Annotated in this window: 21 protein-coding genes and 1 pseudogene; 12 read left to right on the forward strand and 10 right to left on the reverse strand. The window is 65.8% G+C overall.

Annotation, left to right across the window (positions count from 1 at the left end; genetic code table 11):
• Positions 1 to 41: 41 nt before the first annotated feature.
• Positions 42 to 134: pseudogene (locus tag G6N23_RS22545) on the forward strand (alpha/beta fold hydrolase); the annotation flags it as partial.
• Here G6N23_RS22545 and G6N23_RS03075 read toward each other — a convergent pair.
• The 3 genes from G6N23_RS03075 to G6N23_RS03085 are packed head-to-tail and all read right to left on the reverse strand — an operon-like array spanning position 111 to position 2,694.
• On the reverse strand, positions 111 to 551 hold the full coding sequence (locus G6N23_RS03075; protein ID WP_085261714.1) for a nuclear transport factor 2 family protein: 441 nt from the start codon (positions 549 to 551) through the stop codon (positions 111 to 113). The pseudogene G6N23_RS22545 and the gene G6N23_RS03075 overlap by 24 nt on opposite strands.
• Positions 548 to 2,032: an aldehyde dehydrogenase family protein gene (locus tag G6N23_RS03080; protein WP_085261715.1), complete on the reverse strand. Its 1,485-nt coding sequence runs from the start codon at positions 2,030 to 2,032 to the stop codon at positions 548 to 550. The genes G6N23_RS03075 and G6N23_RS03080 overlap by 4 nt, the downstream gene beginning before the upstream one ends.
• A 32-nt stretch (positions 2,033 to 2,064) precedes the next feature.
• The gene (locus G6N23_RS03085; protein ID WP_085261716.1) at positions 2,065 to 2,694 is read right to left on the reverse strand and encodes a TetR/AcrR family transcriptional regulator; all 630 of its coding nucleotides are present in this window, start codon (positions 2,692 to 2,694) and stop codon (positions 2,065 to 2,067) included.
• 52 nt (positions 2,695 to 2,746) lie between these two features.
• On the opposite strand from G6N23_RS03085, the gene G6N23_RS03090 reads away from it, so the two are divergent.
• Positions 2,747 to 3,667 carry a TIGR03619 family F420-dependent LLM class oxidoreductase gene (locus tag G6N23_RS03090; protein ID WP_085261717.1) on the forward strand — a complete coding sequence of 307 codons (921 nt, stop codon included), beginning with the start codon at positions 2,747 to 2,749 and terminating at the stop codon, positions 3,665 to 3,667.
• Between the two features lie 12 nt (positions 3,668 to 3,679).
• Here G6N23_RS03090 and G6N23_RS03095 read toward each other — a convergent pair whose 3' ends face one another.
• Complete coding sequence (locus tag G6N23_RS03095; RefSeq protein WP_085261718.1) at positions 3,680 to 4,291, reverse strand: TetR/AcrR family transcriptional regulator; 612 nt, start codon at positions 4,289 to 4,291, stop codon at positions 3,680 to 3,682.
• On the reverse strand, positions 4,224 to 4,730 hold the full coding sequence (locus G6N23_RS03100) for a hypothetical protein (protein WP_133055494.1): 507 nt from the start codon (positions 4,728 to 4,730) through the stop codon (positions 4,224 to 4,226). Before G6N23_RS03100 ends, G6N23_RS03095 begins: the two co-directional genes overlap by 68 nt.
• A gap of 125 nt (positions 4,731 to 4,855) precedes the next feature.
• Here G6N23_RS03100 and G6N23_RS03105 point away from each other — a divergent pair, with 125 nt between their 5' ends.
• From G6N23_RS03105 to G6N23_RS03140, 8 genes are all read left to right on the forward strand, one after another.
• Positions 4,856 to 6,232: an aromatic ring-hydroxylating oxygenase subunit alpha gene (locus G6N23_RS03105; RefSeq protein WP_372509027.1), complete on the forward strand. Its 1,377-nt coding sequence runs from the start codon at positions 4,856 to 4,858 to the stop codon at positions 6,230 to 6,232.
• 5 nt (positions 6,233 to 6,237) lie between these two features.
• Complete coding sequence (locus G6N23_RS03110; protein ID WP_085261867.1) at positions 6,238 to 6,759, forward strand: hypothetical protein; 522 nt, start codon at positions 6,238 to 6,240, stop codon at positions 6,757 to 6,759.
• A gap of 32 nt (positions 6,760 to 6,791) precedes the next feature.
• The gene (locus G6N23_RS03115) at positions 6,792 to 7,256 is read left to right on the forward strand and encodes a hypothetical protein (RefSeq protein WP_085261720.1); all 465 of its coding nucleotides are present in this window, start codon (positions 6,792 to 6,794) and stop codon (positions 7,254 to 7,256) included.
• Positions 7,253 to 8,539 (forward strand): cytochrome P450, encoded by a 1,287-nt coding sequence (locus G6N23_RS03120; RefSeq protein ID WP_085261721.1) that lies wholly within the window; start codon positions 7,253 to 7,255, stop codon positions 8,537 to 8,539. The genes G6N23_RS03115 and G6N23_RS03120 overlap by 4 nt, the downstream gene beginning before the upstream one ends.
• A 106-nt stretch (positions 8,540 to 8,645) precedes the next feature.
• Positions 8,646 to 9,464: an SDR family NAD(P)-dependent oxidoreductase gene (locus G6N23_RS03125; RefSeq protein WP_085261722.1), complete on the forward strand. Its 819-nt coding sequence runs from the start codon at positions 8,646 to 8,648 to the stop codon at positions 9,462 to 9,464.
• A gap of 44 nt (positions 9,465 to 9,508) precedes the next feature.
• Positions 9,509 to 10,174, forward strand: a complete 666-nt coding sequence (locus tag G6N23_RS03130) for a TetR/AcrR family transcriptional regulator (protein WP_085261723.1) — start codon at positions 9,509 to 9,511, stop codon at positions 10,172 to 10,174.
• Positions 10,171 to 10,368 (forward strand): ferredoxin, encoded by a 198-nt coding sequence (locus G6N23_RS03135; protein ID WP_085261724.1) that lies wholly within the window; start codon positions 10,171 to 10,173, stop codon positions 10,366 to 10,368. The genes G6N23_RS03130 and G6N23_RS03135 overlap by 4 nt, the downstream gene beginning before the upstream one ends.
• Before the next feature lie 50 nt (positions 10,369 to 10,418).
• Entirely contained in the window at positions 10,419 to 11,609 is a 1,191-nt protein-coding gene (locus tag G6N23_RS03140) for a cytochrome P450 (protein WP_085261868.1), read from the forward strand.
• Here G6N23_RS03140 and G6N23_RS03145 read toward each other — a convergent pair.
• From G6N23_RS03145 to G6N23_RS03160, 4 genes are read right to left on the reverse strand one after another with little or no spacing between them, the layout of a single operon-like run.
• Positions 11,599 to 12,615, reverse strand: a complete 1,017-nt coding sequence (locus G6N23_RS03145; RefSeq protein ID WP_085261725.1) for a phosphotransferase — start codon at positions 12,613 to 12,615, stop codon at positions 11,599 to 11,601. The genes G6N23_RS03140 and G6N23_RS03145 overlap by 11 nt on opposite strands.
• Before the next feature lie 47 nt (positions 12,616 to 12,662).
• Entirely contained in the window at positions 12,663 to 13,502 is an 840-nt protein-coding gene (locus tag G6N23_RS03150; protein WP_085261726.1) for a mycofactocin-coupled SDR family oxidoreductase, read from the reverse strand.
• A 50-nt stretch (positions 13,503 to 13,552) separates the two neighbouring features.
• Positions 13,553 to 14,764 (reverse strand): cytochrome P450, encoded by a 1,212-nt coding sequence (locus G6N23_RS03155; RefSeq protein WP_085261727.1) that lies wholly within the window; start codon positions 14,762 to 14,764, stop codon positions 13,553 to 13,555.
• Positions 14,765 to 14,795: 31 nt separating this feature from the next.
• Positions 14,796 to 16,094, reverse strand: a complete 1,299-nt coding sequence (locus G6N23_RS03160) for a cytochrome P450 (RefSeq protein ID WP_085261728.1) — start codon at positions 16,092 to 16,094, stop codon at positions 14,796 to 14,798.
• A gap of 140 nt (positions 16,095 to 16,234) precedes the next feature.
• Between G6N23_RS03160 and G6N23_RS03165 the strand changes: the two genes are divergently transcribed.
• Positions 16,235 to 16,885 (forward strand): TetR/AcrR family transcriptional regulator, encoded by a 651-nt coding sequence (locus G6N23_RS03165; RefSeq protein WP_085261729.1) that lies wholly within the window; start codon positions 16,235 to 16,237, stop codon positions 16,883 to 16,885.
• On the opposite strand, the gene G6N23_RS03170 is transcribed toward G6N23_RS03165, so the two are convergent.
• On the reverse strand, positions 16,882 to 17,604 hold the full coding sequence (locus G6N23_RS03170) for an enoyl-CoA hydratase/isomerase family protein (protein WP_085261730.1): 723 nt from the start codon (positions 17,602 to 17,604) through the stop codon (positions 16,882 to 16,884). The two genes, G6N23_RS03165 and G6N23_RS03170, sit on opposite strands and share 4 nt — an antisense overlap.
• Before the next feature lie 57 nt (positions 17,605 to 17,661).
• Between G6N23_RS03170 and G6N23_RS03175 the strand changes: the two genes are divergently transcribed.
• Positions 17,662 to 19,308, forward strand: a complete 1,647-nt coding sequence (locus G6N23_RS03175) for an AMP-binding protein (protein ID WP_095174023.1) — start codon at positions 17,662 to 17,664, stop codon at positions 19,306 to 19,308.
• Positions 19,309 to 19,311: the final 3 nt, after the last annotated feature.

A 19,311-nucleotide genomic window follows, 5' to 3' on the forward strand; every position in this document is an offset into this window, starting at 1 on the left:
CCGGGTTCGACGAGGACTGCCCGAGTCGATGCGCACCGGTTGCTTATGCGCTTGTCGTCGACGCCGCCGGCCACTGCCCGCAGATCGAACAGGCCGAGCAGGTCAACGTATTACTGCTGGACTTCCTGTGTTGAGTCCGGAGGATTGGTGAACCAGAGGTTCTCCTCGCGCAGGTTGCGGCTGCGCCAGCCGTCGCCGGTGCTGACCAGATCGTGATGGTAATAGCCGCCGCAGTAGCTCAAGTCGGCCATTGCCGGTAGCCGCATCGGGTTGTAGAACATGGCTCGTACGCTGGCCGTTTCATCGGTGTGCTCGAGGATCTCGATGTTGGTGATGTAGTGCATCGACATCGGTATCGCGGCGAACCCGGTCGCCAGCCAGTCGGCGACTTCGTCGCGGGTACCGCAGATGGCACCCGCCGACGAGTAGTCGATGATCGCATCGTCGGTGAAGACCGACCGGTACAGCTCCCAATCCTTGGTGTCGACGGCGCGGGCGTAGCGGTACAGCAGCGCGGAGATCTCCAGGTGGTCGCCGACCGGAAGCGTCATTCCGGCATCCCGATGGTCTTGATGTGCAGGTACTCGGTGAATCCCTGCGCGCCGTTGCGGTAACCCAGGCCGCTCTGCTTGGTGCCGCCGAACGGGCTGTCGATGCCGAAGTGGCTCTTGCCGTTGATGCTGACGTTGCCGGTACGCATCCGGGTCGCCACCGCCATGGCCCGGTCAACGTCGGCGCTGCTGACCTCACCGGAGAGTCCATAGATCGAGTTGTTGGCGATCGCGACCGCCTCGTCGTCACTGTCGTAGGGCGTCACGGTCAGCACCGGGCCGAAGATCTCCTCCTGGGCGATCTGGCTGTCCGGGTCGACATCGGCCAGCAGGGTCGGCTGCACGTAGTAGCCGACGGGCAGGTGCTCCGGGATGCCGCCGCCGGTGACCAATCGTGCGCCCGAATCCAGGCCGGAGGCGATCAGCCCCAACACCTTGCGCCGCTGCGTGTCACTGATCTGCGGGCCCTGCATATTGCCCGGGGCCCACGGATCTCCCATCGGGAAGTTCTCCATCGAAGCCTTCAGCACCGCTAGGCCTTCGTCGTAGCGGCTGCGGGGCAACAGGATCCGTGATGGCAAGACGCAGCTCTGACCCGACATCACACAGGCCATCATCGCGGCCATCGGCAGTGCCGAATTGAAGTCCGCGTCGTCGAGCACGATGTGTGCCGACTTGCCGCCGAGCTCCAGCAGCGTCTTCTTCACCGTGGCGGCACCGGCCGCCAGGATGGCGCGACCGGTAGCCGTGGAACCGGTGAACGTGATCATGTCGACCCGCGGGTCCGCCGACAACGCCGCGCCGACCTCGTTGGCGTTCGAGGTGACGACATTGAAGACGCCGGCCGGAATATCGGTCTGCTCGGCCACGATCCGGCCCAGTTCGCTACCGGACCACGGGGTGAGCTGAGCGGGCTTGAGCACGACGGTATTACCGGCCAGCAACGCCGGAACGGTCTCGGCGATGTTGAGATACAGCGGCACATTCCACGGGGTGATCGCACCGACCACACCGATCGGCTCGTAGTGCAGCTTGCGGCGCGCCGGACCCAGCGGGGTGTCGTGCAGACCGGTGTCCACCAGGTATTCGAAAGCGCGGGCGTGATCGGCCCAATGCTTCACCTCGGCGATCGGAGATTCGATCTGGCTGCCGGTGACCGTGACCGGGCATCCCACTTCGGTGATCAGGATGCGTCGCAGCCGTTCCTTGTCGGACTCCAGCGCGGCCTGCAGCTGCATCAGGCAGTGGAGGCGGAAATCCAGATCATGGGCCCACTCGCCTTCGTCGAACGCCCGCCGGGCCGCTCCGACCGCACGTTCCATGTCGTCGGCCGTGCCGTCGGCGGCGGTTCCGACCACCTGTTCACTGGCGGGGTGCACGACGTCGAACGTCGCCCCGCTGCTGGTCTGCACCAACTCGCCGTCCACCAGCATCCGGGTCTCGCCGGCCAGCACGCCCGAATCACCTTGTACCGCAGTCATCGCAGATCCTTTCGTTGCGCGGTAACGCTACTCTATTTCCGTAGAGCGGCGGAAGATCCGACTCCGGCGACGATGCCCGAAATGAGCGCGTCGAGTTCCTCGGCGCTCCGGATCCTGCGGTCCCCGCTCGCGGAGGCCTGCATCACGCCGCTGATGAACATCATCACGACGTAGGCCTGTCGGTCCGCCAGTGCTTGGTCCGGGTCGTCCTCCGCGGGTCGCAACTGCATTACCACGTCGCGGATCAGGGCGTGGAACTGATCGCGGTAGCTGCGAAATGCCTCGTCGAGCAGAGGGTCTCGGACGGCCTGCAGCGCCAGTTCGTAGCGCGCCTTGGTGCGTACCAGTCTGGCCCCGCGCGCAGACCGCATCACCAGGGTGGCCAGCGCGGATGGTTGGTCCGCGGTGGCCGCGGCGGGCGATGACTGGGTTCGGGCCGCCGCGGTCAGGTCCTTGAGATCCAGCTCGGAGATCCTGATCGCAACGGCCTGCAGCAGCGCCGATCGGGTGCGGAAGTAGAACGAGGTGGTCCCATCCGGGACATCAGCCTTCCGGTCCACTTTGAGATGGCTGACCCCTTTCACGCCTTCGTCGGCGAGCAGTCGGATGGCGGTGTCGCAGAGCTCGCGCCGGCGCTGGTCTGGATTGGGCTTTCGTCGCATGGTTCCGGTGAGTCTAGTCCGTAGCCAACTCTACTGTTGTAGAGTCGCGCGGATGAAGCTGGTGTTCAGCCTGCCCCACATGCTGCGGTTGAAAGCGATGATGCAGCCGTGGGAGGCCACTGTCACCGGAGCCGACCAGACCCGGATGGCCAAGCGCGCTGATGAGTTGGGCTACGACATGATCGCCGTCCCGGAGCACATCGTCATCCCGGCCGAGCATGTCGAACTCTCCGGCCCGCACTACTTTCAGTCGACGGCCGCGCAGGCCTACCTCGCCGGGGCGACCGAGCGGATCATGCTCAATTCCTGCGTCACCGTGCTGCCGCTGCACCAGCCGATCGTGCTCGCCAAGGCGCTCGCCACCGCAGACTGGCTCAGTGGCGGCCGCATGATGGTCACCTTTGGCGTGGGTTGGCTGCAGCGCGAGTTCGAACTGCTCGGCGTGCCTTTCACCGAGCGCGGACGGATCGCCGACGAATACCTGGCGGCGATTATCGAACTGTGGACCAGCGAGTCGCCGCGGTTCGACGGCCGCTACGTCTCGTTCAGCGACGTGGCGTTCGAGCCCAAGCCGGTACGCAAGCCCCATCCTCCGATCTGGATCGGCGGCGACGCGGATGCGGCGTTACGCCGGGCCGCGAAGTTCGCCTCGGGGTGGTGGAGTTTCCTGACCCCGCCGGAGCAGATCGCCGAACGGGTGGACTTCATCAAATCCCAGCCGGAGTACGACGGGCGCGCCTTCGATGTGGTGCACGGCATGGCAACCACCCGAGTCGGGGAGGGCCACGTCGCCCGCGGCGACCCGAACGCCCGCTCGGGGATGAGCGGCCAGGAGATCATCGACCGGCTGAGCTGGCTCGGCGAGCAGGGCGTGACCGTCAGTGCCGTGCCGCTGCCGTCCGTGCGCGGAGTCGAGGAGTACCTCGACTATGCGCAGTGGGTGGCTGAGGAGATCAAACCGAACGTCCCCTGATAATAGCGGTGCTCAGTCACCCCGCGGGGCAACGATGTTGGCGACCACCATGCGCAGGAAGGGTCGGAACACGGCCTGATTGTCGAGCAGACTGTTCAAGGTGACGCCGTCATTGGCCGCCAGAATGACGCGGGCCAATTCCAGCGCGGGCATGGCCAGTTCGCCGCCGAGCCGCGCGGCGCCTTTGGTGATGTAGTCGGCGAGGGCGTGTGCGGTCTCCTCGCGCTGGGCCGTGACGCGTTCGCGGGCATCGGGATTGCGCAGCAGGAACAGGGTGAATTCGTAGCCCAGCACCGAACGGTCGGGTCCCTCTTTGGTGATGAGCTGGCGCCAGCGTTCGGCGAGTTCGTCGATGTCGAGTTCGTCGAGCCGGTGGAAGGTGGCGATGACGTCGGCGAACCCATCGAGAAACTGCTGGCGCTGCCGTTCGATCACCGCGAGGAACAACTCGGCCTTGCTGCCGAAGTGCGAGTAGATGGCGCCCCGGGTGTAGCCGGCGACGTCCGCGATGTCCTCCAGCGCGGCGCCGTCGAACCCGCGGCGCGCGAAAACCTCCTCAGCGGCGTCTAACAGCAGGTTTCGGGTGTGTTCGAGGCGTCGTTGCATCGTCCAGCGTTCGGCCATCGCTCGATCCTTCCACGGAGAACGGTAGGGGCATCGCCGGCCAGAACAGCTCGGTGGTGGCCACTTCTCCCGGCAGGCCGGAAGCCCTCAGTGCATGGGCCTTGAACGCCCGTGCTCCGACACTGAGCCGATGCCGAAAGCCGTTGTCGGCGAATGACAGCCTGTCCGATCCGACCGGTCCGCACAGGTACGACAGGGCCTCGCGTTCGCGATCCGGGTCGGGAGAAGCGTCACTCAACGTCACCAGTGGGCCGGCCGACTCGTGTGGTACGTACTGCTCCTCGTGTCCACAGACGCTTGCCCCGAGGATCTCGAGGGACCGGCCGTCCGACGGGACCGGCAGCCGCACGACGACGTCCCACCCGGCCATGGCGAGGTCGCAGATCAGCCCGCCCGCCCACAGCACCGCGCCTGCGGGATCGTCTGCCCAGACCTCCATCCGGGACCGCACCATGCGCCACCTCTCGCGAATCAGCTATGTGAGCCAGGCCACGATAAACACTCTTGTATTGAATATACAGCGATGTATAGTCGTGATGCCAGTCACAAATGAGGAGGCACGCCGTGCAGACAACGCTCCCAGGGACTTGGGTCGACAACGCCACGTCCCTCGACGACATCGGCCCCGACCGGTACCGGATGCAGATCCCGACCGAGCGCTACACCAGCGCGGAATTCGCTGCAGTGGAACGTGAATCGGTCTGGATGAAGACCTGGCAGGTGGCCGGGCGGGACGACGAACTGGCCAAGACCGGCGATTGGAAGCAGTACCGGATCCTCGACCAGTCGTTCATCGTGGTGCGCGGCAAGGACGACAAGATCCGCGGCTTTGTCAATGCCTGCCGTCATCGCGGCAACCTGCTCTGCCCGGAGGCGCGCGGCAACACCAAGCGCAACTTCTTGTGCAACTACCACCTGTGGTCCTACGACCTGCAGGGCAAGCTCACCGGCATGCTGCGCGAAGATCTGGCCGGACCGATCGACAAGGACACCCACGGCCTGATCGAAGTCCCGGTGGACACCTTCGCCGGGTTCATCTTCCTCAACCCGGACCCGGATGCCGCGCCGCTGTCGGAGTTCATCGGTGACGAGATCGCCACGATGCTCGCCCCGTACCACCTCGACGAGATGGTCACCGTGATGGACGTGACCGAGCGCATCGACTGCAACTGGAAGGTCGTCATGGACGCCTTTCAGGAGGGTTACCACATCAACGGCATCCACCCGCAACTCCTGCGGGTCATCAACATCGACCCGGCAACCACCCGGTATCGGTTCTTCGACCGGCACAGTGTCGCCGTCGCCCCATTCGACGTTGTGGGTGCCACCCCGGCGGAGCAGGTCGAAGGAACCATGGCGCTGCCCGACACCTTCCCCTCGACGGCCGCCGTGCTGCCCCGGTTCAAAGAGCTGGTGGCGCAGTACGAATCGCCGGAGGGTGCACTGAGCTTCCCCGAGGGGGTCACCGCCCGGACCCTGCTGCAGCAGGCGACCCGCGACACGTTGACCGGCATGGGGCTCGACGTCAGCGGACTGACCGACGCCCAGATGAGCGACAGCCATGGCTGGGTGTTGTTCCCCAACTTCTTCATGACCATTCGCGCCGGCGAAGCCCACATCATCATGGCGCTGCCGGACCCGGACGGCGATCCCCATCGCTGCGTCTGGCACGTGGCCAGCTACATGTACCTGCCCGAGGAGTACAAAGCGTCGTTCGTCGCAGAACCCATCGTGGTCGACGAGCCCGGAAGCTACAAGTACTTCGAGGCCCTGCAACAGGACTACGACCAGATGCCGCGCCAGCAGGCCGGGTTGCGCAACAGCATGCTCAGCTACATGGCACTGGTCAAGGAGGAAGTGGTGATCGCGCACTTCCACTCGGTCGTCGACAACTGCATCGCGGCCATGTCCGGGAACTCAAACCACCGAAGCGAAGGGTGAACAGCATGGATATCCGGGAACGTATCGAGCACCACCGCCGGATGGCCGAGGCGTACCGCAACGCCTATCTGCGCCAAGGGGTTCAGGGCGGTGAGACCTACGAGGCGTGGACCTTCGCCGATGACGGTGTGTACGTCTCGCCGTACTTCACCGGCGATCAGGTCTTCTTGCTCAAGGAGTTTCCCGCCGACACCGCGCAGGCCGCCACGATGGAGGCCAAGGCGTACTCGCTGACTTTTCCCGACTGGAAACCGGCCAGCTTCAACTACTGGCCCGCCGACAATGGATTCGTGATGAAGACCCGGTGGCAGGGCACTACCAAAGATGGCAAGACCATGGGCTTCTACTCCTACAGCTTCGTCGAGACCAACGACAAGGGCGAGGTGTCGCGCTGGGAGACCCACGTCAACGACGAGTACAGCCCGTTCCTGGAGGTCGCGATCGGAGTCAGCGGCCCGTTCCACGGCACCACCGAGTATGTGGACGCGCTGCACCGCTGCCTGGAGAAGGCCGGAGTCTCCCTCTGACCGCGAACACCGCCCGCGAGAAAAGAGTTGCAATGAACGACATTGACGAGGTCATCGACGGCTATAGCGGGCGGGCGCACACCGTGCTGTTGTACACCCAGACGGTCAAACGGCTGGCCGACGCCGCCAAGCGGCCCGGCTTCACCGCCGACGACTGGGCCCCGCTGGCGGCACTGGTCGACACCCGCAAGTTCGAGCGTGTCGGCAATTTCAAGGAGGTCATGAATTGGCCTGAGTATCTGGGGTTTCTGGCGAACTGGGCGCCGTCGTCGCAGTGGGAGGCGTCGTTCAAGCGGGTCAGCGAGGTCGACGGTGTGGTGTTCCTCGAACTCGAGGAGCGCAGCGAGGTCGGTGACTTCACGTCGGTGGTGAACTCGCTGTCGGTCTACGAGTTCGCCGATGACGGAAAGATTTCCCACATCGACCTCTATCTTCAGATGGCACTGCCGAACATGGAGATGCTGGACAGCTACCAGGCAGTGGAGATATCCGAGTGACCATCACCGGCCGAGCCGACATCGACGCGGTCGACTTTTTCACCGACAACGCGGTGCTGCATGACCCGTACGCCTACCTCGCACAGCTGCGAGACGAATGCCCGCTGCGCCGGGAACCGCACCACGGCGTAGTGATGGTGACCGGCTACGACGAAGGCGTGGTGATCTACAACGACACCGAACGGTTCTCGGCGTGCGTGTCGGTGACCGGTCCGTTCCCGGGTTTCCCGGTTCGGCTGGAGGGGGGAGACGACGTCTCGCCGCTGATCGAGAAGTATCGCGACGAATTGCCGTTCAGCGACCAGCTACCCACCTTCGACCCCCCGAAGCACACCGCGCACCGGGAGTTGCTCGCCCGGATGATCACGCCCAAACGACTCAAGGAGAGTCAGGAATTCATCTGGCGGTTGGCCGACCAGCAGTACGACGAGGTGTTGACCGACGGATCGTGCGAATTCATCAGTGATTTCGCCAACCCGTTTGCGATGCTGGTGATCGCGGATCTGCTCGGTGTTCCCGAATCCGATCACGACGAATTTCGCGCGGCACTGCTCAAGGGCGCCACCGGGACCATCGGGAGCAGTTCCGGTGATGCGATGACCCACACGCCGCTGGAGTACCTTTACGGCAAGTTCACCGAGTACATCTCTGACCGGCGGTCCAACCCGCGCGGTGATGTCTTGACCGGTGTGGCCTCGGCGACCTTTCCCGACGGCAGCACGCCGGAGGTGATCGACGCTGTCCGGGTGGCGGCCAACCTGTTCGCCGCCGGCCAGGAGACCACCGTGCGGCTGTTGTCGACAGCGGTCATGATCATCGCCGAAGACCAGGCGCTGCAACGGCGACTGCGGGATAACCGCGATCTGCTGCCGCGGTTCATCGAGGAATGTCTGCGCTATGAGAGCCCGGTGCGCGGCGATTTCCGGATGGCCAGGGTGCCGGTCACCGTGGGCGGCGTGGATATCCCGGCAGGCACGATCGTGATGCTGGTCAATGCGGCGATGAACCGGGACCCGGACAAGTTCGACCACCCGGACGTCTTCGACGCCGAGCGCGGCAACGCACGCAATCACGTGGCCTTCGGCCGCGGCCCGCACAGCTGCCCCGGCGCCCCGCTGGCCCGCACCGAGGCGGTCGTCAGCCTTCAGCGGCTCTTCGACCGCACCTCGCAGATCTGGATCGACGAGGATGTTCACGGTCCGCCCGGGCGGCGTAGGTACCGGTACCTGCCGACCTTCATCCTGCGCGGGCTGACCAGACTGCACATCCGGTTCACGCCCTGACCGCCGTCGAATCGCCCTTCCCGCTGGATTAAATCAGTCGCTTGACTGATCGGGGCGCAGCGGGTTGAGTCGAACCGCTGCGAGTGTTCCTGGCGAAGGGTGGTCGATGGTCAACGAGCTGGCGGGCAAGACGGCGATCGTCACCGGCGCAGCCTCGGGAATCGGGCGGGGGATCGCCGAACGCTTTCTCGCCGAAGGCGCCCGCGTTCTCATCGCCGATCTGGATTCCGAACGAGGCGAGGCGCTCGCCGGTGAGCTCGGCGCCGAGGCCATCTTCCGGGTCGCCGACGTCGCCGACCCGGCCCAGGTGGGCGCGCTGGTGGAACTGGCCGTCGAGAAGTTCGGCGGACTGGACATCATGGTCAACAACGCCGGCGTCTCGGGCACCATGCACAACCGGTTCTTCGACGACGACCTGGCCGATTTTCAGCGCATCATGGCGGTCAATGTGCTCGGCGTGATGGCCGGCACCCGAGACGCCGCCCGCCAGATGTCCAAGACCGGCGGTGGGTCGATTCTCAACCTGACGTCGATCGGCGGCATCCAAGCCGGTGGCGGGGTGATGACATACCGCGCGTCGAAGGCTGCGGTCATCCAGTTCACCAAGTCCGCCGCAATCGAATTGGCCCACTACGACATCAGGGTCAACGCCATCGCGCCCGGCAATGTCCCGACGCCGTTCGTGGCGTCCTCGGCCGCGGCGAACCTGGACCCGGATGCCCTCCAGCGCTACGAAACGACGATCCGCGAGACTATGCGCGCCAATCGGCCGTTGAAGCGGGAAGGAACCGCGGCCGATGTCGCCGAGGCCGCGCTGTACCTCGTGGGTGAACGATCCCGCTACGTGACCGGCGTCGTGTTGCCGGTCGACGGCGGCACGGTGGCCGGCAAGGCGATCTTTAGCCGCAGCGACCGAAATCGTTAAATCAAGCGCTTGACTTAATTGTTGAGGCGGGGTTGACTGACGCTGTGACCACCGCTGACAGGGCTGTGCGGGCAGAACGGGCCAACGGCACGCGGGAGTCGATCCTGACTGCTGCGGAACGGCTGTTCGCCGAGCACGGGGTGTTCGCGGTCTCCAACCGCCAGGTCAGTGAGGCTGCCGGCCAGGGCAACAACGCTGCCGTCGGTTACCACTTCGGCACCAAGACCGACCTGGTCCGCGAGATCGAACGCCGGCACCGGATTCCGGTCGAGCGGTTGCGCGAGGAGATGGTCGCCCGTGCCGCGGACTCCGCCGAATTGCGTGACTGGGTGTCGTGTCTGGCCCGCCCGCTCACCGAACACCTTGCTGTGCTGGGGAATCCGACCTGGTACGCGCGCTTTGCCGCCCAAGTGATGGCCGACCCGGCCTACCACGACATCATTGTCAAGGACGCGCTGAGTTCACCGTCCCTGGTGCAGGTCATCGACGGGATCAACCGTTGCCTGCCGGACCTGCCGGTCCGAGTCCGTCGGGCTCGCAACGTGATGGCGCGCAATCTGCTGATGCACACCTGCGCCGACCACGAACGTGCCCTCGCCTCAGGCGCTTCCACCTCGATCAGTTGGGCCGAGGCCGGCTCCGGTCTCATCGACGCAATCGTGGGGTTGTGGCTTGCGCCGGTCACCCCCTTTCGCGAAGGTCCGGCATGAGGGTGACCGCCGACCAGAACATCTGTGCCTCGTCGGGCCAGTGCGTCGGTCTGGTACCGCGTGTGTTCGATCAGCGCGACGAGGACGGCGTCGTCGTCGTGCTCGACGACAACCCCCCGCAAGAGCTGGCCGACGCCGTTCGGCAAGCCGTCCGAGTCTGTCCGTCCGGAGCCATTCAGATCGTCGAGGAGTGAGCGTGACCCACGCAACCACACTTGCGGCCACCACAACCCCGCAGTACCCGATGAGCCGGGATGGCCGGTGCCCCTTCGCGCCGCCGCCGGAAACCATGGCGCTGGCCGAACAGCGGCCGCTGAGCCGGGTGCGGATCTGGGACGGCAGCACGCCGTGGTTGATCACCGGCTACGAGACCGTGCGCGCGCTGTTCTCCGATCCCCGGGTCAGCGTCGACGACCATCAGCCCGGCTTTCCGCACTGGAACGAGATGATGCGTGCCAGCGTGAATCACCGGCCCAAGTCGGTCTTCACCACCGACGGCGCCGACCACATCCGGTACCGGCGAATCCTGTCTCCGTCGTTGACGATGAAGCGGGTCGACGCGATGACTCCGGTGGCGCAACGGATCACCGACGAACACCTCGACGCGATCCTGGCCGGACCGCAACCGGCCGACCTGATCGAGGGATTCGCGCTGCCTATTCCCTCACTGGTCATCAGCGAGCTGCTCGGCGTGCCCTACTCCGACCACGAGTTCTTCCAGCAGCACGCCACCATGGGCGTGGACCGCAACGCCACCTCCGACGACCTCGCCGCGGGTGCCACCGAACTCTCCAAGTACCTGGTCCGGTTGCTGGAGACCCGGATGGCCGAGCCGGCCGATGACATGGTCTCCGATCTGGGCAAGCGGGTGAAAAACGGTGAGCTGTCGGTACGTGAGGCCACCCAGCTGGGCACCGGGATGCTCATCGCCGGGCATGAGACCACCGCCAATATGATCGGCTTGGGCATCGTGGCCCTGCTGTGTGAGCCCGACAAGATCGCCGAGAAGACCGCAGTGTTCCGCGGCGACGACGACGCCGCGATCGCCAACTCGGTCGAGGAACTGCTGCGCTACCTGTCGATCATCCACACCGGCCAGCGCCGGGTGGCCCTCGAGGACATCGAGATCGCCGGCCAGACCATCCGGGCCGGCGACGGCATCATCATCGACCTGGCGCCGGCCAACTGGGATCCGACTGTGTTCCCCGAGCCCGAGGTGCTGGACCTGGCCCGCCCGGCGCGCCAGCACATGGCGTTCGGATTCGGCCCGCACCAATGCGTCGGGCAGCAGCTTGCCCGCGCCGAGATGGTGATCGCCTTCCGCACGCTGTTCCGGCGGATACCCACGCTGAAACTGGCGGTGGGCATCGACGAGATCCCGTTCAAGAACGACCGGCTCGCCTACGGCGTCTACGAACTCCCCGTCACCTGGTAAGGGCGTCCAGCGCCCCGCGGGTATCCAGATCGGTGAACGCCGCGCCGTAGCGCTGCGCCAAGGCCAGGCTGATGTCCGGGCGCTGCCAGTTGTCGCCGCCGGACAGCGTGGCAATCCAGATCGCCAGGCCGTGCGCCGCCGAGGCGCGATAGTGCAACCAGATTTCCTCTGCCGAGGGCAACTCTGCTGCCGGAAGGCCAAGGGCGTCACGGTATTCCTCCAGCAATGCCCGCTCGCTGGCGCGCCGGTCGTCGATGCTCAGCGCACCCTGCAGGAAATAGCCCAGGTCCAGCGAGAAATTGCCGCGCCGCACCATCTGCCAGTCCAGGAAGCCGACGTCGCCATCGGGAAGCAGGTAGGTGTTGCCGATGTGCGGATCGCCGTGCAGCAGGGTCTGTGAGCCCCGGGTCAGGCCGCGGATGTAGCGGGCCCAGATGTCACCGAAGAGTTCCGCACCGCTCATCGCGGTGATCTTCGCGGAAACGGAGTGGCCCAGTCGCTGGTATGCGATGTCCAGCGGCGCCAGCTCCAAGCCGACGAACGGCACGAACGGTTCCACCCAACTCAGCGCGGGGTTGTCGGTGATGCGCTCTCCCCAAAAAGCGCCGTGCAACCGGGCCAGTCCGCGCACTCCGCGCGCCGCCTCGTCGACGCTGAGTGGCCGGGTCGCGTCGCGCGGGTCGGCCCCGCGGGCCACCACGTCCTCCATCAGCAGCAGAAAGTCCCGGCGCTCCTCATCGATCACAGCGTGATAGACCCTCGGATGGTCAAGGGGCAACGCAACTTGCGCGAGAAATAGTCGCGGCTCGTGGTACAGGCCGCTGGTCAGCTCGACCAGGTCGGCGTGTTCGGGATCGATCGCCTTGACAAAGACCGTAGCCGGTCCATCGCCCGCCGCGTAACGCAGCGCCAAGCGTGCTCGACGGTTGGTGCCGTCGTCGCGGTTCGCCACCGAGACCGCATCCACCACCGCACCGGGGTGATGACCGCTGATGGCAGCGGTCATCCACTCCGGTGAGATCGCCTCCCAGCTGTCCGGAGTTGCGTCCGCGGCTATTTCAGGCAGCTTCCCGCGTCGATCGGCAAGGTGACGCCGGTGATGTAGCGGGCCTCCTCTGAGGTGAGGAACAGCACCGCGTTGCTGATGTCCACCGCGTCCACCCACGGAATCGGCAGGGTGTGGAAGAGCTGGCAGATCGGCGCCATGTCGTCGGGGCCCGGGTTCTCCAGGTCCGGCCGGAACATCTTCCAGGTGCCCTCGTTCATGATCATGCCGGTGCTGACATGGGTGGGGTGCACGCTGTTGACGCGAATGTTGTGTTGCCCCAACTCGACGGCGAAGGAGCGCATGATGCCCACCACTCCGTGTTTGGCGGCGACGTAGTTGCCGCAGTGCGGGTAGGCCTTCAGCCCGCCGACGGAGCTCGTCAGGACGATCGAGCCGCCCTTGCCGCCGGCAATGAGGTGCGGAACACCGGCTTTGACCGTCTTCCACACGCCCGACAGGTTGACGTCGATCATTTCCTGCCAGTCGTGTTCGCTGCACTGGTCCAGGGTGTCGCCGCCGTTGCCGATGCCGGCGTTGGCAACGATGATGTCCAGGCCGCCCAACTCCTCCACGCCGGCGTCCACCGCGGCCTTGAGGGCGTCATAGTCGCGCACATCGACCTCTGCGGTGAAGATTCGGCGGTTCAGCGACTTGACCAGGTCGGCGGTCTCGGCCAGCTCCTCCGGCGTGGCCGGCGGGATGGGCGAATCCTTGACGACCGGCTTACAGGCGTCGATCGCGATGATGTCAGCGCCCTCCTGGGCCAACCGCACCGCGTGGCTGCGGCCCTGCCCGTGTGCCGCACCGGTGATGAATGCGACCTTGCCTTCAACACGTCCAGTCATTGGAAACCTCAATTCTGTTGTCGCGGAAAAATTCTGGAAAACTACGGGGTTCAGGGAATGATCGTCGGCATGGAGGCCCAGCCCCGCACCGTCGACGTCGGCGAGAGCTGGGCGTGGGTCAGGTCGACCTCCCACTCGGGGAAGCGCTTGAGGATCTCCTCGATGGCGATCCGCGTCTCCAAGCGGGCCAGCGCGTTGCCGACGCAGAAGTGGGTGCCGTAACCGAAGCTCAGGTGCGGGCGGCGGTCCCGGTGGATGTCGAAGACGTCTCCGTCGGGCGGGAACCGGCGGTGATCCCGGTTGGCCGCACCGATCATCAGCAGCATCGCGGATCCTTCGGGCACGGTCTGGCCGTAGTACTCCACATCACGGGTGACGTAGCGGGCCGCATGCAGTGCCGGCGGTTCGAACCTGAGCAGCTCCTCGACCGCCCGCGGAATCAGTGCCGGCTTCGCCGCGAGTTCGGCCCGCTGGTCGGGGTGCTCGGCCAGCACCTTGCCGGTCCAGCTGATCAGCCGGGTGGTGGTCTCACTGCCGGCGGTGGCCAGCACCATCAGAATCAGGTGCAATTGCTCGCCGGTCAATCGGCGTCGGGTGCCGGTTTCGTCCTCGAACTCGGCGTTCATCAGCTCGGTGATCAAGTCGTCCGAGGGGTTCTTGGCGCGCCAGTCGATCATGTCGGCGAACACGTCGCCGGTGGCGAACGGACCGTCGGGGTTGTCGGTCATCTTCTCGCCCGGCGCGGTGCGGATGGGGGCGTCGCCGTGATCGGTGACGGTTTGCTGCTGCTCTTCGGGAATGCCCAGCAGCATCCCGATCACGCGCATCGGCATCTCCGCACCGAGGTCGTTGACGAAGTCGAACCGACCGGTGCCCACCAGTGGGTCCAAACAGCGCGCACAGTACTCCCGGATCTGCGATTCCAGGGCGCTCATCCGGCGTGGGGTGAACATCCCGGTCAGCAGATTGCGGTGGATGTCGTGGACCGGCGGATCCTCGAACACCAGGATTCCCCGCGGAATCTCCATGCCCGACTTGACGATCTCCAGAACGGCGCCCTTGCCCGAACTGAACGTCTGGTAGTCGGAGAACGCGGCGTGCACATCGTCGAACCGGCTCAGCGCATAGAAGTCCTGTTCTTCGTTGTAATACAGCGGCTTCTCTTCGCGGAGCCGACGGAACGTCGGGTACGGATCGCGGTTGAGTTCGATGTTGTACGGGTCGTAGTCCACTTCACTGGTGTTGGCGGTGGTCACCGTCATGGCTGTCGGTCCCTTGGGTCAGCGCAGTGCGTCAGAGCCCGGCGGGGACGGGCGCCGCCACCGGTGTGAACTGCAGGTGCAGCTCGGTCAAGCCCCGCAGGATGAAGGTCGGCTCGAAACTGAACCGACGGTCACCAGCCGGGCCGTGCTGCGACTCATCCAGCCGGATGTCGGTCATCCGGTCCAAGAGGCGTTCCAGCGAGATTCGGCTCTCCGAGCGCGCCAGTGGCGAACCCGGGCAGGTGTGGCTGCCGCGGGCGAACGCCAGGTGCTCGCGCACATTGGGCCGGTCGATCCGGAATTCGTGCGGATTCTCGAACTTGCGGGGATCGCGGTTGATCGCCCCGGGGAACATCACCACGACGGTGCCGGCTTTCAGTTCGACCCCGCCCAATGTGGTGGTCTTGCGCACCAGCCGGGGGTCGGATTTGACGGGGCTCTCCATCCGCAGCGTCTCCTCGAGGAAGTTCGGGATCTTGCTGCGGTCCTCACGCAGTTGTGCGACCAGGCCGGGGTCCTCGGCCAGGAACCGCAGCGCCGCGCTGAGCAGTTTGGTGGTGGTCTCCTGTCCAGCCGCGAACAGGAACGTGGCACTTTTGACCACGTCGGCGATCTCGGGGATCGAACCGTCCTCATAGGTGGCGGTGGCCAGATCGGTCAGCACGTCGCCACGCGGATTTTCCCGCCGGTCGCTCAGGTACCGGCTGAACTTGTCGTCCAGCCAGGCCAGCGGGTCGTGCGCCAATTCCTCGTGATCGAGCGCGCCGATCCGGGCACCCGGTTGCGGCGCGCCGAGGACCTCCTGGAACGTCGGCCGGTCCTCTTCGGGCACGCCGAGCAGGTCGGCGATCACCAGCAACGCGAACGGCCTGGCGTACTCGGAGAGGAATTCGCACGTGCCGCCGTCGATGAAATAGTCGAGTTGCCGGTCGGCCAGGCGCCACATGAAGTCCTGGTTCTCCTTGAGCCGTTTCGGTGTCAGCAGCCGGTTCAGCAGCGACCGGGCTTTGGTGTGCATCGGCGGGTCCATGGTCACCATGTGCTCGCTCATCGGCATCAGGTGGCGGTGCGCCTCGATCTGCTCGCCGATGTCATCACCTTCGGGGGTGAACGGCAGGGGCGGGAATGGCCCGCCCACCGCGACCAGGTTCGAGTAGGTCTCGGAGTCCCGGTAGACCTCGTTCGCCTCTTCGTGTCCCGTCACGGCCACCACGTCATAGGCATTGAGCCGCGTCACCGGGCTCTTGTTCCGCAGGTAATCGAAGTACGGGTGCGGATCGGGTATCAGGGACTGATCGGTGAAGAAGTCGATCGTGTCGAAGTCAGTCAAGGGAGGCCTCTCTAAAGAATTGCCTGACAAGTGCTGTGCACCTGCTTAGCATGGGTGGGACCGGGGGTCAAGGGTTGGCGCGGCATTACGCTGGCCGCCGGACGTGTAAAGGTGGATGACGACGATGCGGAGTGGCCGGTATGCCCGAATCGGGTAAGGGACAGCGCAGAATTGGGGCGCCTGACGCGAAGAACCGGACGCTGCTGCTCGACGCCGCGGAACAGCTTCTGGTGACCGCCGGCGCCGGTGCGGTCAGTTCGCGCCGGGTCGCCGAGCAGGCGGGCCTCAAACATCAACTCGTGCACTATTACTTCCGGACCATGGACGACCTGTTCCTGGCGGTGTTTCGCCGACGTGGTGATCAGGGTTTGCAAGAGCAGGCCGCGGTGCTGGAGTCGCCGCAGCCGCTGTGGGCGCTGTGGCGATTCAATAACGACACGGCGGGGACTGCGTTGACCATGCAGTTCATTGCCCTGGCCAACGAACGTGAGGGACTGCGAGCCGAGATCGCCAGCTACGCGGAACGGCTTCGCGCCGAACAGATCGAGACGGTGGCCGGGCTGCTGACGCGCTATGGGATCGACGACGAGGAGTTTTCGGCGACGGTGTTGATGGTGTTGATGACCAGTGCGTCGCGGATGCTGATCATCGAACAGGAGGCGCTGGGTATGAGACTGGGCCACGCCGAGACCGTCGAGTTCGTCGAGCGATGGCTGCGCCGACTCGAGGGCGAACCGGGAGACCCGGCCGCCGGCGCCGCCACAGTGTCGTCGGGGCGCGCGGCGCATTAACGTTGCGCCCGGCCTTGCTGCAGGCGATCGGCGGCCGCCCAATGCTCATCGGCGACCCAGAGCCGGGCGAACGCCGCAACCGCCTCGTCGGCCGTCGCGCCGGCCAGCACCCGCTTGATCTCGCCCGCTGACGGATTGGCCAGCGACCGTGCCAGGCCGCGCCATTCGGCCTCGAACGACTCCCGGGGCACCACCCTGTTCACCAGACCGATCCGTTCGGCCGCCGGGGCGTCCAGCATGGTGCCGGTGCCGGCCAGCAACAGCGCCTGACTGTTTCCAACCAGTGCGGCCAGGCGCTCGGCGCCGCCCCAGGCCGGCATGATCGCCAGCGACACCTGATTGAAGGCGATCTTGACGTCGGCGGCGGCGATCCGGATATCGGCGGCAACCGCCACCTCGGCGCCGCCCCCGAGCGCATGGCCGTTCAGCGCGGCGATCACCGGCGCCGGGAAAGCCGCGATCCGATCGCACAGCGTGCGCATCCGCCAGGCCATGGCGGCGGCGTCCGGTTCGGTGCGGATTGCGGCGAGTTGCTTGAGATCTCCGCCGGAGACGAAGGCGCGGTCGCCGGCGCCGGTGATGACCACGGCCCGTGCCGCGGCTACCGCGTCGAGCGCACGATCGAGCTGATCCATCGTCTCCGGGGCGATCGCGTTGCGCGCTTGCGGACGATCGATGGTGATGACCGCCAATCCTTCATCCAGCTCGACATCAACCATGACTCTCCAATGAAGATATTGGCATTCTCGGTTTAGGAGAATAGCATCGCGGGCGTCATGCGAAAGATTCCGGACGACCTGGCGCGGCACTACGAGGCCAACGGGTGGTGGACCCGAGAGACCCTCGGTGACCTACTCACGGCGTGCCTCTCCGAGACACCCGACGGCCGGTTCGAGGTGCACTCCGCGGTTCGCCCGTGGCGTGGCACCTTCGGCGACGTGGAGCAAACCGCGCGCCGGCTGGCGGCCGGACTGTCTGCCCGGGGCGTCGGCCCCGGAGATGTGGTGGCGTTCCAACTGCCCAACTGGATGGAGGCCGCGGCGACCTTCTGGGCCGCGGCATTCCTGGGGGCGGTGGTGGTGCCGATCGTGCATTTCTACGGGCCCAAGGAACTGGGCTACATCCTGGCGGCCAGCAAACCGCGGGTGTTCATCACCGCCGAGAAGTTCGGGCGGATGACGTTCGCGCCCGGACTTGTCGCCGATGTCCCGATCATCGGGGTGGTGGGCGGGAGCGGCGGGAGTGTGGTGGGCGGGAGCGGCGGGAGTGTGGTGGGCGGGAGCGGCGGGAGTGTGGTGGACGGCAGCGGCGGAAGCTCTGCCGGACAGCGCTTCGAAGACCTACTGGCCGCCGAGCCGATGGCGGGCACGCTCGACACCGACCCCGGTGCGCCGGCGCTGATCGCGTTCACCTCTGGGACCACCCGAAATCCCAAGGGCGTCATCCACAGTCACCAGACGCTCTGCTTCGAGACGCGTCAGCTGCTCGACAACTACCCCAAGGACCGCGGTCGGCAGCTGACCGCGACGCCGGTCGGGCACTTCATCGGGATGGTTTCGGCGTTTCTGATCCCGGTGCTCGAGGGCGCGCCGATCGACCTCGCCGATACCTGGGATCCTGCGCAGGTGCTGGCCTTGATGGCCGACGAGGGGGTGTCGATCGGCGGCGGGCCGCCGTATTTCGTCACTAGTTTGCTCGATCACCCGGATTTCACCGCCGATCACCTGTGTCATATCCGCCACGTCGGGCTGGGTGGATCGACGGTGCCCGCGGCGGTCACCCGCCGGCTGGCGGATCTGGGCATCTTCGTGTTCCGGTCCTACGGCAGCACCGAACACCCCTCGATCACCGGTTCGCGGCCGAGCGCCCCGGAGGACAAGCGACTGTTCACCGACGGCGACGTGCGGCCCGGTGTGGAGATCCGGTTGGCTCCCGACGGGGAGATTCTCAGTCGTGGCCCCGATCTGTGCCTCGGCTATACCGACGAGGCCTTGACCGAGGCGGCCTTCGATGCCGACGGCTGGTATCACACCGGCGACGTCGGCGTGCTCGACGCCGACGGCTATCTGACCATCACCGACCGTAAGGCCGACGTGATCATCCGCGGCGGCGAGAACATCAGTGCCGTCGAGGTCGAAGAGGTCTTGTTGGCGATGCCTGCGGTCGCCGAGGCGGTGGTGGTCGCGGTGCCCGACGCCCGGATGGGGGAGCGGGCGGCGGCGGTCGTCCGCGTCAAGCCCGGATGCGCGTTGCCGACGATGCCGGAGCTGCGGGCGCATTTCGATGGTATGGGATTGGCGCCACAGAAGTGGCCGGAGGAACTCCACGGAGTCGACGACTTCCCGCGCACCGCCAGCGGCAAGGTGCAGAAGTACGTGGTGCGGCAGAACCTCGCGGACGAGGTTGCACCGAGCGCGTTGTGAGAA

The sequence above is a fragment of the Mycolicibacter terrae genome (assembly GCF_010727125.1).
GTDB classification, from domain to species: domain Bacteria; phylum Actinomycetota; class Actinomycetes; order Mycobacteriales; family Mycobacteriaceae; genus Mycobacterium; species Mycobacterium terrae.

Coding starts and splice junctions, on each gene's coding strand:
- G6N23_RS03075 (WP_085261714.1), bottom strand. CDS start 551: ATGACGCTTCCGGTCGGCGACCACCTGGAGATCTCCGCGCTGCTGTAC.
- G6N23_RS03080 (WP_085261715.1), bottom strand. CDS start 2,032: ATGACTGCGGTACAAGGTGATTCGGGCGTGCTGGCCGGCGAGACCCGG.
- G6N23_RS03085 (WP_085261716.1), bottom strand. CDS start 2,694: ATGCGACGAAAGCCCAATCCAGACCAGCGCCGGCGCGAGCTCTGCGAC.
- G6N23_RS03090 (WP_085261717.1), top strand. CDS start 2,747: ATGAAGCTGGTGTTCAGCCTGCCCCACATGCTGCGGTTGAAAGCGATG.
- G6N23_RS03095 (WP_085261718.1), bottom strand. CDS start 4,291: ATGGCCGAACGCTGGACGATGCAACGACGCCTCGAACACACCCGAAAC.
- G6N23_RS03100 (WP_133055494.1), bottom strand. CDS start 4,730: ATGGAGGTCTGGGCAGACGATCCCGCAGGCGCGGTGCTGTGGGCGGGC.
- G6N23_RS03110 (WP_085261867.1), top strand. CDS start 6,238: ATGGATATCCGGGAACGTATCGAGCACCACCGCCGGATGGCCGAGGCG.
- G6N23_RS03115 (WP_085261720.1), top strand. CDS start 6,792: ATGAACGACATTGACGAGGTCATCGACGGCTATAGCGGGCGGGCGCAC.
- G6N23_RS03125 (WP_085261722.1), top strand. CDS start 8,646: ATGGTCAACGAGCTGGCGGGCAAGACGGCGATCGTCACCGGCGCAGCC.
- G6N23_RS03135 (WP_085261724.1), top strand. CDS start 10,171: ATGAGGGTGACCGCCGACCAGAACATCTGTGCCTCGTCGGGCCAGTGC.
- G6N23_RS03140 (WP_085261868.1), top strand. CDS start 10,419: ATGAGCCGGGATGGCCGGTGCCCCTTCGCGCCGCCGCCGGAAACCATG.
- G6N23_RS03145 (WP_085261725.1), bottom strand. CDS start 12,615: ATGACCGCTGCCATCAGCGGTCATCACCCCGGTGCGGTGGTGGATGCG.
- G6N23_RS03150 (WP_085261726.1), bottom strand. CDS start 13,502: ATGACTGGACGTGTTGAAGGCAAGGTCGCATTCATCACCGGTGCGGCA.
- G6N23_RS03155 (WP_085261727.1), bottom strand. CDS start 14,764: ATGACGGTGACCACCGCCAACACCAGTGAAGTGGACTACGACCCGTAC.
- G6N23_RS03165 (WP_085261729.1), top strand. CDS start 16,235: ATGCCCGAATCGGGTAAGGGACAGCGCAGAATTGGGGCGCCTGACGCG.
- G6N23_RS03170 (WP_085261730.1), bottom strand. CDS start 17,604: ATGGTTGATGTCGAGCTGGATGAAGGATTGGCGGTCATCACCATCGAT.
- G6N23_RS03175 (WP_095174023.1), top strand. CDS start 17,662: ATGCGAAAGATTCCGGACGACCTGGCGCGGCACTACGAGGCCAACGGG.